This window comes from Micromonospora sp. NPDC005171 (assembly GCF_040608575.1).
Taxonomy (GTDB): Bacteria; Actinomycetota; Actinomycetes; order Mycobacteriales; family Micromonosporaceae; genus Micromonospora.
Window position 1 is genome coordinate 112018 of the sequence record NZ_JBEXIM010000009.1, and the last position, 12280, is coordinate 124297.

The 12280-nt window shown below is 72.6% G+C and carries 11 protein-coding genes; 5 read left to right on the forward strand and 6 right to left on the reverse strand.

Annotated features, from left to right (window positions below):
• The first annotated feature begins 121 nt into the window (after nt 1–121).
• The gene (locus tag ABZU74_RS14920) at nt 122–1621 is read left to right on the forward strand and encodes a trehalose-6-phosphate synthase (RefSeq protein ID WP_355423174.1); all 1500 of its coding nucleotides are present in this window, start codon (nt 122–124) and stop codon (nt 1619–1621) included.
• Nucleotides 1622–1636: 15 nt separating this feature from the next.
• Here ABZU74_RS14920 and ABZU74_RS14925 read toward each other — a convergent pair whose 3' ends face one another.
• From ABZU74_RS14925 to ABZU74_RS14950, 6 genes are all read right to left on the reverse strand, one after another.
• Complete coding sequence (locus ABZU74_RS14925; RefSeq protein ID WP_355423360.1) at nt 1637–2431, reverse strand: alpha/beta fold hydrolase; 795 nt, start codon at nt 2429–2431, stop codon at nt 1637–1639.
• 76 nt (nt 2432–2507) lie between these two features.
• A complete protein-coding gene (locus ABZU74_RS14930; protein WP_355423177.1) occupies nt 2508–3914 on the reverse strand; it encodes an NAD(P)-binding domain-containing protein in 1407 nt (468 codons plus the stop codon).
• A gap of 104 nt (nt 3915–4018) precedes the next feature.
• A complete protein-coding gene (locus ABZU74_RS14935) occupies nt 4019–4726 on the reverse strand; it encodes an endonuclease/exonuclease/phosphatase family protein (RefSeq protein WP_355423363.1) in 708 nt (235 codons plus the stop codon).
• A complete protein-coding gene (locus ABZU74_RS14940; protein WP_355423180.1) occupies nt 4723–5670 on the reverse strand; it encodes an ROK family glucokinase in 948 nt (315 codons plus the stop codon). Before ABZU74_RS14940 ends, ABZU74_RS14935 begins: the two co-directional genes overlap by 4 nt.
• Nucleotides 5671–5746: 76 nt before the next feature.
• A complete protein-coding gene (locus tag ABZU74_RS14945) occupies nt 5747–6439 on the reverse strand; it encodes a hypothetical protein (RefSeq protein ID WP_355423183.1) in 693 nt (230 codons plus the stop codon).
• Nucleotides 6440–6470: 31 nt separating this feature from the next.
• Nucleotides 6471–6926 carry an SRPBCC family protein gene (locus tag ABZU74_RS14950; protein ID WP_355423186.1) on the reverse strand — a complete coding sequence of 152 codons (456 nt, stop codon included), beginning with the start codon at nt 6924–6926 and terminating at the stop codon, nt 6471–6473.
• A 119-nt stretch (nt 6927–7045) separates the two neighbouring features.
• On the opposite strand from ABZU74_RS14950, the gene ABZU74_RS14955 reads away from it, so the two are divergent.
• The 4 genes from ABZU74_RS14955 to ABZU74_RS14970 all read left to right on the forward strand — a co-directional run bounded on the left by ABZU74_RS14955 (nt 7046) and on the right by ABZU74_RS14970 (nt 12243).
• A complete protein-coding gene (locus tag ABZU74_RS14955; protein WP_355423189.1) occupies nt 7046–8860 on the forward strand; it encodes a long-chain fatty acid--CoA ligase in 1815 nt (604 codons plus the stop codon).
• Between the two features lie 14 nt (nt 8861–8874).
• On the forward strand, nt 8875–10566 hold the full coding sequence (locus ABZU74_RS14960) for a GAF domain-containing sensor histidine kinase (protein WP_355423192.1): 1692 nt from the start codon (nt 8875–8877) through the stop codon (nt 10564–10566).
• A 7-nt stretch (nt 10567–10573) separates the two neighbouring features.
• On the forward strand, nt 10574–11242 hold the full coding sequence (locus ABZU74_RS14965; protein ID WP_030337723.1) for a response regulator transcription factor: 669 nt from the start codon (nt 10574–10576) through the stop codon (nt 11240–11242).
• A 191-nt stretch (nt 11243–11433) separates the two neighbouring features.
• Nucleotides 11434–12243 carry an SAM-dependent methyltransferase gene (locus tag ABZU74_RS14970; protein WP_355423196.1) on the forward strand — a complete coding sequence of 270 codons (810 nt, stop codon included), beginning with the start codon at nt 11434–11436 and terminating at the stop codon, nt 12241–12243.
• Nucleotides 12244–12280 lie beyond the last annotated feature (37 nt).

The window sequence follows — 12280 nt, forward strand, 5'->3', positions numbered from 1 at the left end:
ACGCGTAACAGTGGTGTAACTTACTGTCAGTAGGAATACCGCTGTACGTCACTTCCCCCGCTGACTGACCGGTTTTTCCTTGCTCGCGGCGGTCAGTCCTCTGCTGATCGGAATGCCCGAGATGCGACAGAGTTCTCTCGTGGTGGTGGCCAACCGCCTCCCCATCGACGACAGTCAGGCCCCCGACGGGGCCTGCGAGTGGCGGCGCAGCCCAGGTGGGTTGGTCAGCGCACTGCACCCGCTCCTGCGGCACACCCCGGCGACCTGGGTCGGCTGGGCCGGTGGCACTGGGCCGGCCCCCGCACTGCCGGACGTGGACGGCGTACGGATGCACACCGTCGCGCTCAGCCCGGAAGACCTGCGCGACCACTACGAGGGGTTCGCCAACGCCACCCTCTGGCCGCTCTATCACGACTCCGTGGAACAGCCGCAGCACCATCGCCGCTGGTGGGAGGCCTACCAGCGGGTCAACCAGCGCTTCGCCGAGGCGACCGCGGAGGTGGCCGAGCCGGGTGGGGTGGTCTGGGTGCAGGATTACCACCTGCAACTCGTCCCCGGTCAGCTGCGCGCGCTCCGCCCCGACCTGCGCATCGGGTTCTTCCTGCACGTGCCGTTCCCGCCGCCGGAGCTTTTCATGCAACTGCCCCGCCGGGCCGAACTGCTGCGCGGCATGCTCGGCGCCGACCTGGTCGGCTTCCAGCGGGTGCAGGCGGCGCACAACTTCGCCCAGTTGGTCACCCGGGTGCTGGAGCTGCCGGCCACCGACCGGCGGATCGGCATCGACGACCGGGTCGTCCGCATCGGCGCGTTCCCGGTCTCCATCGACACCGCCGAGATGGCCGCGCTCGCGGACCGTCCGGACGTGGCCGCTCGGGCCCACCGGCTCCGTCAGGACCTCGGCGACCCCCGGCAGGTCATCCTCAGCGTGGACCGGATGGATTACACGAAGGGCATCGAGCAGCGCCTCAAGGCGTACAGCGAGTTGCTCGCCAGCGGCGACGTCAAGGTCCGCGACACGGTGCTGGTGCAGGTCGCCATGCCGAGCCGGGAACGCGTCGGCCAGTACCAGATCCTCCGCGAGCGCATCGAGCGCGAGGTCGGCCGGATCAACGGCGAGTTCGGCCGGGTCGGCGAGCCGGCGATCCACTACCTCACCCAGCCCTTCGACCGGGCCGAGCTGGCCGCGCTCTACCGGGTCGCCGACGTGATGGCGGTGACCCCGTTGCGCGACGGAATGAACCTGGTCGCCAAGGAGTACGTGGCAGCGCGGGTCGACGACACGGGCGCCCTGCTGCTCAGCGAGTTCGCCGGCACCGCCGCCGAGCTGTCCCAGTCGTACCTGGTCAACCCGCACGACCTGGAAGGGCTCAAGCAGGGCCTGCGTGCGGCGCTGCGCGCCAGCCCGGCCGACACCACCCAGCGGATGCGGGCCATGCGCGCCCACCTGCACCAGCACGACATCCGGGCCTGGGCCCGCTCCTACCTGCACGCCCTGGACGAGGGCGGCGCCCTGGTCAGTCGCCTGGCCAGCACCGACACCGCCGCCGACGGCACCGCTCGGGTGCCCCGGCCGACCACACCGACCGGCAGCAGCCCGGCCGTCCACCAGGCCGGCGGCTGACCGCCGGCCCGGATCTCAGTGCGCCGCGGGCTCCTTCTCCAGCCAGTCCAGGATCGCGTCGATCGGCTCCGCCCACCGCGAATCCAGCATCAGGTCGTGGCCCATCCCGGGGAAGAGCAGCGGGGCCGACCCGTACCGGCGGGCCACCCGGGTCAGCGTCGACGCCGGCACCACCCGGTCGTCCGGGCTGCCCAGCACCAACACCGGGGGCTCGCCCACGGCCGGCTCGGCCGCCGGCTCACCCAGCAGCGCCCACTGGGCCCGCCGACCCGCCCGACCGAGGCGTCCGACGTACCGCCGAGCCTCCTCGTCGGGCAACTCGCGGCTGAACAGCTGCCCCCGGTTGAGCCGCAACGGACCGCCGAACACGGCCGGCAGCGTGCCGGCGGGGTTGCGGCGCAACGCCGCGCCCAGCAGTCCCCAGCCGCCGAAGACCGGCGCCACCAGGACCGCGCCGCGCGCCGGGTAGCGGGCCAACGCGTGCGCCACCACCAGGGCCCCGGCGCCGTGCCCCACCAGCACCGCCTGCCGCGGCAGGCTCGCGGCCACCTGGACCACATCGTGGGCGTACGCCCGCAGCGTCGCCTCCGGCGCCGGCTCACTGCCACCGTGCCCGCGCAGGCTCACCGCGTACGCCGGGAACCCCCGCGACGCCGCGTGACCCAACCAGTGCTCGGCGAACGCCCACGCGCCGTGCCCGAACCCGGGAACGAAGAGCAGCGGCGGACGCCCCTGTTCCAGCTCGGGGATCGCGCTGAGCACCTCACGCCGGGCCGGCCGGACCGGACGGGACCACTCCCGGCCCCGCATGATCCGCAGCTCGCTCGCGCTCACGGTGCCAACCTTTCGTTCGCGACTGCGGGGCTCGCAAGCTCACTCCTCGCGCTCACTTACCCTCCAGCTCGACCAGGGCGCGCTGGATGGCGCGCAGATAGTCGGCATGTCCGACCTCGAACCAGTGCCGGCTGCTCTCCTTGACCGGCCCGGAGTACCGCTCCCCGGCCCGCTCTCGCACCCGCTGCGCGAACGCCGTGGCCCGTTCCGGCCGGTCCCGGCGGGCCCGTAGCAGTCGGGCGAAGAGCACCGTCTGCCAGTGCGACAGGGTGAACAGCCCGGAGTCCGGTTGCAGCAGACCGGCGACGGCCAGGGTCGGGTGCCCCGGGGTGAACGCGTTGAGCCACAGCGTGGGCCGGCCCGCACCCGCGCTGTCACCGAACACCGACGCGTCGAGGAACTCGAAGCGCGGCAGGTAGCCGGTGGCGAAGACGACCACCTCGGGGTCGATCTCGCGGCCGTCGGCCAACTCCACGGCGTACGGGTGGAACCGGGCGACGTCCGGCACCGGGCCGATCGCGCCGTGGCCCACGTAGTAGACGAGCTGGCTGTTCGCGATCGGGTGCGTCTCGTACACCCGGTGGTCGGGCTTGGGCAGGCCGAAGCGGGTCAGGTCGCCGACGGTCAGCCGCAGCGTCCAGTGGTAGAGCCACTGCCGCACCCGCAGCGGCACCCGCAGCGCCAACAGGGTGTCGTTGACCTGGTCGGCGGGGCGACCGAGGACGTACTTCGGCGCGTACCAGTACCCGCGCCGGGTGGAGTGCCAGCAGCGCGACGCCTGCTGGGCGGCCTCGACGGCGATGTCGCAGCCGGTGTTGCCGGCGCCGACCACCAGCACCCGCTTACCGCGCAGCTGCGCCGGGTCCTTGTAGGACGAGGCGTGCATGATCTCGCCACGGAACTGTTCGAGGCCCTCGTAGCGGGGCAGCTTCGGCGACCAGTTGTGACCGTTGGCGATCACCACGGCGGCGTACCGGGCGGTGCGCTCCGGACCGTACCCGCCGGTGGAGCGGGTGGTCACGTCCCACCGGTCGCCCTCCACGGGCTCGACCCGGATCACCTCGGTGCCGAACCAGATGTGCGAGCGCAGGTCGAAGTGGTCGGCGTACCGCTCGAAGTAGGACAGCACCTGACCGTGGTGCGGGTAGTCCGGCCAGGAGTCCGGCATCGGGAAGTCAGGGAACTGGGTGAACGGCTTCGACGAGATCAGGTGGGTGCTGGCGTACACCGGGCTGCGGTCGTGTCGCCAGTTCCAGGCGCCGCCGACGCCGGTCTCCCGCTCGTAGCAGTCGACGCCGAACCCGTGCTCGCGCAGGTTCTTGATGGCCGTCAGGCCGCTGGCCCCGGCCCCGATGACGCAGACCGTGTCGCCCCGGTCGGAGACCGGGCGACCGTCGCTGTTCGCCGCGGGCGAGGTCGCCTCCGGGTCGGGCCGGCCGTGGTCGGTGGAGGTGGACACCGGGGAGATCTCCTTTTGGTACGGCAGGCGTGCCGGTCGCCGCGAAATCCTCTCCACAACCGGGCCGGATGTCCAGTCCTGGAACGGTCGAGCCGGGGCGGGGGTCAGCCGGCGGTGGGCAGCAGCAGGTCGACAAGGACCGGGAAGTGGTCGCTGGCCCGCCGGGTCTGCGGGGTGTCCACCACGTCGTAGTCGACAACTGTGATCCGCGGATCGACGAAGAGCGCGTCGATGCGTCGGCGCGGGTCGGCGCAGGAGTAGGTGAGCCGCTCGGCCCGGTCGGCCGCCACCGCCGCGTCGGTCAACCCGCGCGACACGGTGGCCCAGGCGGGCCCGTCCGGACCCTCGTTGAGGTCCGCCCCGGCCAGCACCGGGCTGGTCGCCGCGTCCAGGCCACGCTTGAACTCGGCGGCCTGCGAGGGCCGCTCCGCCGGGTCGGTGGACAGGTGCGAGCCGGCGAGGGTGAACCGGGCGTCACCGACCCGGCAGTCGGCGTACGCGGCGCCTCGCAGGTGCCGGCCGGGGGTCAGCGGGAAGCGCTGGCAGCGGGTGCCGAGCACCTGGACCCGCAGGCTGGTCAGGAGCAGGTTGCCCAGGGCGGGCAGCCCACCGGCGGCCACCACCAGACCGAACGACTCGGCCAACGTGGCGGACTTCTGCCGCCACCGGAACCGGCGCGGGCCCTCCTGCACGATCACCACGTCCGGCCGCGCGGCCCGGACCACCGCCGCCAGCGCGGCGGTGTCGTCGCGCTGGCTGTGGATGTTGTACGACACCACGCGCAGCGGCACGCCCACCCCGGACCGCCTCAGATCCGGCGGGCCAGGTCAGCGGCGCCGATCACCCCGGCGCTGTTGCCCAGCTCCGCCGGGAGCACCTCGGCCACCGGCAGGCGACCGCGCTGGGCGAGCGCGTCGAGGTACGAGCGGCGGGTGGGGCCGAGCAGCAGGTCACCGGCGTCGATCACCCCGCCGCCGACCACCAGGGTCTGCGGGTCGAGGATCTGCGCCATGTCGGCGAGGCTGGTGCCCAGCCACCGGCCGATCTGGGCGAACGCCTCGGCGGAGACCGGGTCGCCGCCCTGCGCGGCGGCGGTCACCATCGGGCCGGTGATCGCCTCGGCCTCACCGCCGGCCAGCTTCAGCAGGGCGGTGGCCCGGTTGGGCTCCTGCCGGGCGCCGGCCCGGGCGAACCGGACCAGGGCGCTGCCGCTGGCGTACTGCTCGATGCAGCCCAGCCGGCCGCAGCCGCACTGGTGCCCGTCCGGTACGGCCAGCATGTGGCCCAACTCGGCGGCGATGCCGTGCGAGCCGCGCATCAGGTCGCCACCGAGGACGATGCCGCCGCCCACACCGGTGCCGATGGTGAACATGATCATCGAGTCGTCGGCGTCGCGGGCCGCGCCGTAGCGGAACTCGGCCCACGCGGCGACGTTCCCGTCGTTCTCCACGATCACCGGCAGACCGACGGCCTCGCTGACGTACTCGCGCAGCGGTTCGTCACGCCACGCCAGGTTGGGGGCGAAGAGCACCGTCGAACGGCTGGCGTCGATCCACCCGGCCGCGCCGATGCCGACGGCCTCGATGGTCCGCCCGGCAGCCAACTCGCCGACCAACTCGATGATGACGTCCCGGGTCTTGGCGACGTCATCGGCGGGAGTGTCCCGTCGGGTCTGCACGAGGACCGTGCCGGTGTCGTCCACGACACCGCCGGCCACCTTCGTGCCACCGACGTCGACTCCGATGGTCAGCGTCACCGCTACCGCCCCCCTCTGCTGTGCTGTCCGGCCCAGGTCCCGGCCCAGTGCCGGTCCGGGTCGGAAGGTCCCGCGCTCAGGCGCCGTCGCCCGATGCTTCCGCGTCGGCGTCATCGGGCACCCGCGAGGCGGGCACCACGGGGCGGGTGGTCGGTGCCGGTACGGTCGCCGGCCCGGCCTCGTCGACGGGTGGTACGGCGGCCGGGGCGAGTGGGTCCGCCGTCCGGGTGGCGACCGACCAGACATCCCGCTCCGGCGCCGGCTGAGAATCATGCCCGGTACGGGTGGCATCGCGCCACACGTGGTCGTCGGCGGTCGCTGTGGGCGGGGCGCTGTGTGGTGGTTCGGGGAGCAGGTCGTCGGTGCTCGCGGCGGGGGCCGGCTCCGGCGGGGTGGTCGGCTCGGCGGGGCCCGGCGCGGGCGGTTCGGCCGGGGAGAACGCCCGGAGCAGGCTGGCGACACCGGCGGCGAGGTCACCGGCGCCGGTGGCGAGGCGTTCGGCGAATTCCGGACTCGGGTCTCGCAACGCGGCGATGCCCCGACAGACCGGGCAGACGCAGCATTCGGCCGAACCGGTGGCGAAAGCACCACCGGCGCCGGAGCGGCCGTCCGGGCCGGCGCTGTGACCGAGGACACCGGACAGCATCCCGCCCAACGAGCCGAGCGCGCCGCCCGCCGAGCCGGCGGAGGCCAGTCGCGCCCCTGCCAGCAGGGTGGCGACCAGCCGTTCTGCCTCTTCCCGGGCCGAACCCGGATCCGTTCCGCCCACCGTCGGCTCCTCTACCGTGCCACCGGACACGTCACTGCGCCGCACCGGTTGCTTCTACCCGGCGCTTGAGCTGCTTCAACGCGGTGTCCATGATCATCTTTTCGGCTTTGCGCCGAAACATCCCGAGCATCCCGACCGACAGGTCGACCTCCAGCGTGTAGGTCACCGTGGTGCTGCCGTCCGGGTTCCCCACCAGGTCGTACGAGCCGCGCTGGGACTTCTGCATCTTCGAGGGGGCGACCAGGTGCCATTCGATCCGAGACAGGTCCTCGGCGTACTCGTAGGCGAGCACGTAGTCGTCGGCCATCACCCCGGCGTCGATGGTGAAATGCACCTGACTGGGGTAGCCGTCCTCGTACTCCTCGACGACCTCGGCGCGACGCACCGCGTCGGTCCACTCCGGGTAGCGCGCGAAGTCGCAGATGACCGCCGTCACCCGATCCGGTGCGGCGCCGATGATGATCGACTGGGTGGAGGAGTCCGCCATGGGGGGGAGGCTACCCGCCTCCTGGTTGTCCCACCCCGACCGCCCGCCGGGTAGGTTTCGACACAGCCGACGCCCACGGCGGCGGCCAGCCCGACCAGTGCGAGCACGAAGGAGTGCAGGTGCGCGAGTTCTCCGTCCCACCGATCGTCACCGTTGGCGACGCGGCCAACCTCACCGATCCGGTCTGGGACAACGCCGAAGTCGCGCCCGACGCCGTCCAGTTCGCCCGCCCCACCCCGCACGCCGACGGCACCGTCACCACCTGGACCGAGGTGACCTGCCTCCAGTTCCGCGACGAGGTGGCCGCCGTGGCCCGCGGGCTGATCGCCGCCGGCATCGAGCCCGGTGTCCGGGTCGGGCTGATGAGCCGCACCCGCTACGAGTGGACACTGCTGGACTACGCCATCTGGGCCGTCGGCGCGGTGACCGTGCCGATCTACGAGACGTCCAGCGCCGAGCAGGCCGCGTGGATCCTTGAAGACTCCAACGCGGTCGCCCTCGTGGTGGAGACCGAGGCGCACGCCGCCCTGATCAACGGTGTCCGGCACCGGCTGCCCGAGCTGGGCCAGGTCTGGCAGATCGACCTGGGCGGGGTCGACGAGCTGGTCAGGACCGGCGCGACTGTCGAGTTGGCCGAGGTCGAGCGGCGGCGCAAGGCCATCCGTGCCGGCGACCTGGCCACGATCATCTACACCAGCGGCACCACCGGCCGACCCAAGGGCTGCGTGCTCACCCACCGCAACATGTACGCCGACATCGCCAACGCGGTGCCGGTGCTGCCGAACCTGTTCAACGCCGGCGCGAGCACCCTGCTCTTCCTGCCGCTGGCGCACGCCTTCGCCCGACTCATCCAGATCGGTGTCGTGCAGGCGCGGGCCACCATGGCGCACTGCGCCGACACCAAGAACCTGGTCGCCGAGCTGCAGGCGTTCCGACCGACCTTCGTGCTCTCCGTACCCCGGGTGTTCGAGAAGGTTTACAACGCGGCCAAGCAGAAGGCCGATGCGGACGGCAAGGGCGGCGTCTTCGCCCGCGCCGAGCAGGTCGCCATCGCGTACAGCGAGGCGCTGGAGACCCCGGGCGGACCGGGCCTGGCGCTGCGCGCCCAGCACGTGGTCTTCGACCGGCTGGTCTACCGCAAGCTGCGCGCCGCGCTCGGCGGACGCTGCCGGGACGCGATCTCCGGCGGCGCGCCGCTCGGCGCCCGGCTCGGCCACTTCTTCCGGGGCATCGGCGTGACGGTCCTGGAGGGCTACGGCCTCACCGAGACCTCGCCCGCCGCCGCCGCGAACCTGCCCACCGGCACCCGGATGGGCACCGTCGGCCGTCCGCTGCCCGGCGTGACAGTGCGGATCGAGGACGACGGCGAGATCCTGATCTCCGGCGAGTTGATTTTCCAGGGTTACTGGCGCAACGAGACTGCGACGGCCGAGACGATCAGCGCCGACGGCTGGTTCCGCACCGGCGACCTGGGCCAACTCGACTCCGACGGCTACCTGAGCATCACCGGCCGCAAGAAGGAGCTGATCGTCACCGCCGGCGGCAAGAACGTCGCCCCGGCGGTGCTGGAGGACCTGGTCCGGGCGCACCCGTTGATCAGCCAGTGTGTCGTGGTCGGTGACGCCAAGCCGTTCATCGCGGCACTCGTCACCGTCGACGAGGAGGCACTGCCGACCTGGCTGGAGAGCGCCGGGATGCCCCTCGACACCCCCGTCGAGCAGCTGCGCGAGCACGAGGGCCTGCGCAAGGAGATCCAGGCCGCGATCGACACCGCGAACCAGGCCGTGTCGAAGGCCGAAGCGATAAAGGTGTTCCGGGTCCTGCCCCGCGACTTCACCGAGGCGACCGGCGAGCTGACCCCGTCGCTCAAGGTCAAGCGCCAGGTTGTCCACAAGACGTACGCGGCGGAGATCGCCGATATCTACCGAGGCTGACTACCATCCGTCACGTGCCCGCATCCACAGCCACCACACCGCACCCGCATCCCCTCGCCGCGGCCGCCCGCCTGGTGATGCTGGCGCTGATCGCCATCCTGACCCTGTTCGCCACCCGCGACGTCACCCAGCTGTGGTGGATCGCGTTGCTCGCGGTGGCCGGGCTGCCATCGCTGCTGGCACCACAGCACCGGCTGGTCGGCCCACTGAGCCGGGTGGCCGAGGTGGTCGTGCTGGGGCTGGCCGCGAGCCACGTCGCCGCGGTGGCGTCCATCGGCGGCACTGTCGACGGGCTGGGCGCGTCAGCGGTGCTGCCCTACCTGGCGGTCCCGGTGACCGTCACCGCGCTGCGCCGCCGCTTCCCGGAGGGCGCCGCGCTGCTCGTGGTCACCGCCGCCACCCTGCTGCTCAGCGGCGCGCTGACCCGGGTCGACGGCGGGCCCCAGCTCGGTCAGCCGGGTTACCTCGCGGTCTGCGCGCAGTGGCTGATCCTGGCGGCGCTGGGGCTCTACGCCGCCGGCACCCTGCACCAGGTGATGGCGGTCCGCGGTGAGGGCAAACCTCAGCCGTACGCCGAGGCCACCCGGCTGCTGACCCAGCTCCGTACGGTGGCCCGGCAGCTGCCCGGGGCGACCCTGGACCCGGGCGGCATCTCCGAGCACCTGCTGGAGGAGCTGCGCACGGTGGCCCGCGCCGACCGGGGCGCCGTGCTCTCGGCCAGCGGCGGGGGTCGGCTAGTGGTGCTCGCCCAGGCCGGCGTCGACCGGGTGGACTGGGAGACGACACTGGACGCGGACTCGGCGATCGCCGACGCCTGGGCCACCCAGCAGGCCACCACGGCCGCCCGGTCGCAGTCCCGCTCGCACCGCGGCGGCGACGTGTCCGCGCTGATCATTCCGCTGGTCGCCGGTGTGCGCACGGTGGGGCTGGTGGTGCTGGAGGCCGACGCCGCGCACGCGTACCCGCCGCCGGTGGTGTCCCGGGTGACCGCGCTGACCCGCCCGGCCGCGCTGCGGTTGGAGGCGGCGCTGCTCTTCGACGAGGTGCGCTCGCTGGCCACCAACGAGGAGCGGCAGCGGCTGGCCCGGGAGATCCACGACGGGGTGGCGCAGGAACTGGTGATGGTCGGCTACGGCATCGACAACGCCCTGGCCACCGTCTTCGACGACGCCGACGAGACCGCCGAGGCCCTGCGTACGCTGCGCGGCGAGGTGACCCGGGTGATCCAGGAGCTGCGGCTGAGCCTCTTCGAGCTGCGCAGCGAGGTGGACCGGCAGGGCGGGCTGGCCGCGGCGATCGCCGAGTACGCGCGCACCGTGGGCGCGTCCGGCGGGCTGCGGGTGCACCTCTCGCTGGACGAGTCCACCGCCCGGCTGCCGGCCGCCACCGAGGCCGAGTTGCTGCGCATCGCGCAGGAGGCGGTGACCAACGCGCGCAAACACGCCGGTGCGTCGAATTTGTGGGTCACGTGTGAGGTCGACCCCCCGTACGCGCAAATAGAAGTGTCGGATGACGGTCAGGGGATGGCTGACCAGCGCCCGGACGGGCGGTACGGTCTTGCGATCATGGCCGAGAGGGCGGAACGTATCCGGGGCCGGTTGGAGATCAGGCCGCGGCAACCCAGCGGCACGACCGTGGCGGTGGTTCTCGGCACCTCGGCCCGGCGCGATAACGTGCGCGGCAGCGCAGCACCAGAAGGGGAGTAACCCGAGGATGACCACAAGTCCGATACCGGCCACCCGTACCAAGGTCCTCCTTGTCGACGATCATGACCTGATTCGCAAGGGTTTGCGGCACGCCTTCGAGCGCGACCGCCAGTTCGAGGTCGTCGGTGAGGCGGCCACGGCGGCGGAGGGGGTACGCCAGGCCGGCGCCTTGCAGCCGGACGTGGTGATCATGGATCTGCGGCTGCCCGACGGCAGCGGCCTGGAGGCCACCCGCGCGCTGCGCAAGTCCAGCGCGTCGATGGGCATCGTGGTGCTGACCATGTACGCCGGCGACGACCAGCTCTTCGGCGCCCTGGAGGCCGGCGCGAGCGCCTTCGTGCCGAAGACCGCACCGGCCGACGAGGTGGTGGCCGCCGCACGGCACGCCGCCTCCTCCCCCAGCGCGTTCACCGCGGCTGACCTGGCCGAGGCGATGAAGCGCCGGCTCGCCCCGTCCGGCCCGCAGTTGTCTCCTCGGGAGGGGCAGGTGCTGCGGCTGCTCGCCGACGGGATGAGCGTGGCGGGCATCGCCAAGCAGCTGTTCGTCAGCGAGTCCACGGCGAAGACGCACATCTCCAAGCTGTACGAGAAGCTCGGCGCGGCCAACCGGGCTCAGGCCCTGATGACCGCGCTCCGGCTCGGCCTGCTCGAGGCACCGGACGCGCCGAAGTTCTGACCTGCCTCCCGCTCGTCGAGCGGGACGTCGCGACCGACGGTCCGCGCCAGCTTCTCGGCCGGCGCGGACCGTCGCGCATCGACCGACGTCGGCGGGCAACCTCCGGCGCGCTATGGTCTGGCGTGCGTGGCGGGTGCACAATACCCGCGCGGGCGACGATGCTCGTGTCGCGGACTCGAGGGGTGAAACGCATGCAGCGGCCGGACTGGGCACCCGACACCATCGACATCGAGCGCCCGAGCGTCGCGCGGATGTACGACTACTACCTCGGCGGCTCACACAACTTCGCCGCCGATCGCGCCGCCGCGCAGGCGATGGTCGCCGCGGTGCCCGAGGCGCCGTTGATGGCCCAGGCCAACCGGGCGTTCCTGCGCCGGGCCGTGCACCACCTCGCCGAGGCCGGGATCCGGCAGTTCCTGGACATCGGCTCGGGCATCCCGACCGTCGGCAACGTGCACGAGATCGCCCAGCGGCTCGACCCGCAGTCGCGCGTGGTCTATGTGGACGTCGACCCGGTGGCGGTGGCGCACAGCCGCGAGATCCTCGCCGGCAACGAGCGGGCTGCGGTGGTGCAGGAGGACCTGCGCCATCCGGAGGCGATCCTGGCCCACCCGGACGTCCGCAAGCTGCTCGACCTGAGCCAACCGGTGGCCGTGATGGTCGTGGCCGTCCTGCACTTCGTCTCCGACGACGACCGTCCGGCGGAGCTGCTGCGGACGCTGCGGGACGCGTTGGCGCCCGGCAGTTACCTGGTGTTGTCACAGGCCAGCGATGACGGGCGCAGCGACGACGAACGCGCCGAGGCAGAGCGGGTCTACCGGCGCACCGACAGCCCGCTGTGGGTGCGCAGCCGCGCCGAGCTGACCGCGCTCTTCGACGGGTTCGAGCTGCTCGACCCGGGCGTGGTCTGGGTGCCCGAGTGGCGACCGGACACCCCGGAGAGCGCCGAGGACGCCGAGCGTGCGGTCTTCATGGGCGGCGTCGGGCGCCTCGGTGACTGAGTCGCCCGGGGCGACCCCCTACCCGGGGACGTTCGCC

What these genes read in the sequence shown, in the direction of transcription:
- ABZU74_RS14950 (WP_355423186.1), bottom strand. Translation starts at nt 6,926, where the DNA reads ATGGCGGACTCCTCCACCCAGTCGATCATCATCGGCGCCGCACCGGAT.
- ABZU74_RS14920 (WP_355423174.1), top strand. Translation starts at nt 122, where the DNA reads ATGCGACAGAGTTCTCTCGTGGTGGTGGCCAACCGCCTCCCCATCGAC.
- ABZU74_RS14965 (WP_030337723.1), top strand. Translation starts at nt 10,574, where the DNA reads ATGACCACAAGTCCGATACCGGCCACCCGTACCAAGGTCCTCCTTGTC.
- ABZU74_RS14970 (WP_355423196.1), top strand. Translation starts at nt 11,434, where the DNA reads ATGCAGCGGCCGGACTGGGCACCCGACACCATCGACATCGAGCGCCCG.
- ABZU74_RS14925 (WP_355423360.1), bottom strand. Translation starts at nt 2,431, where the DNA reads ATGCGGGGCCGGGAGTGGTCCCGTCCGGTCCGGCCGGCCCGGCGTGAG.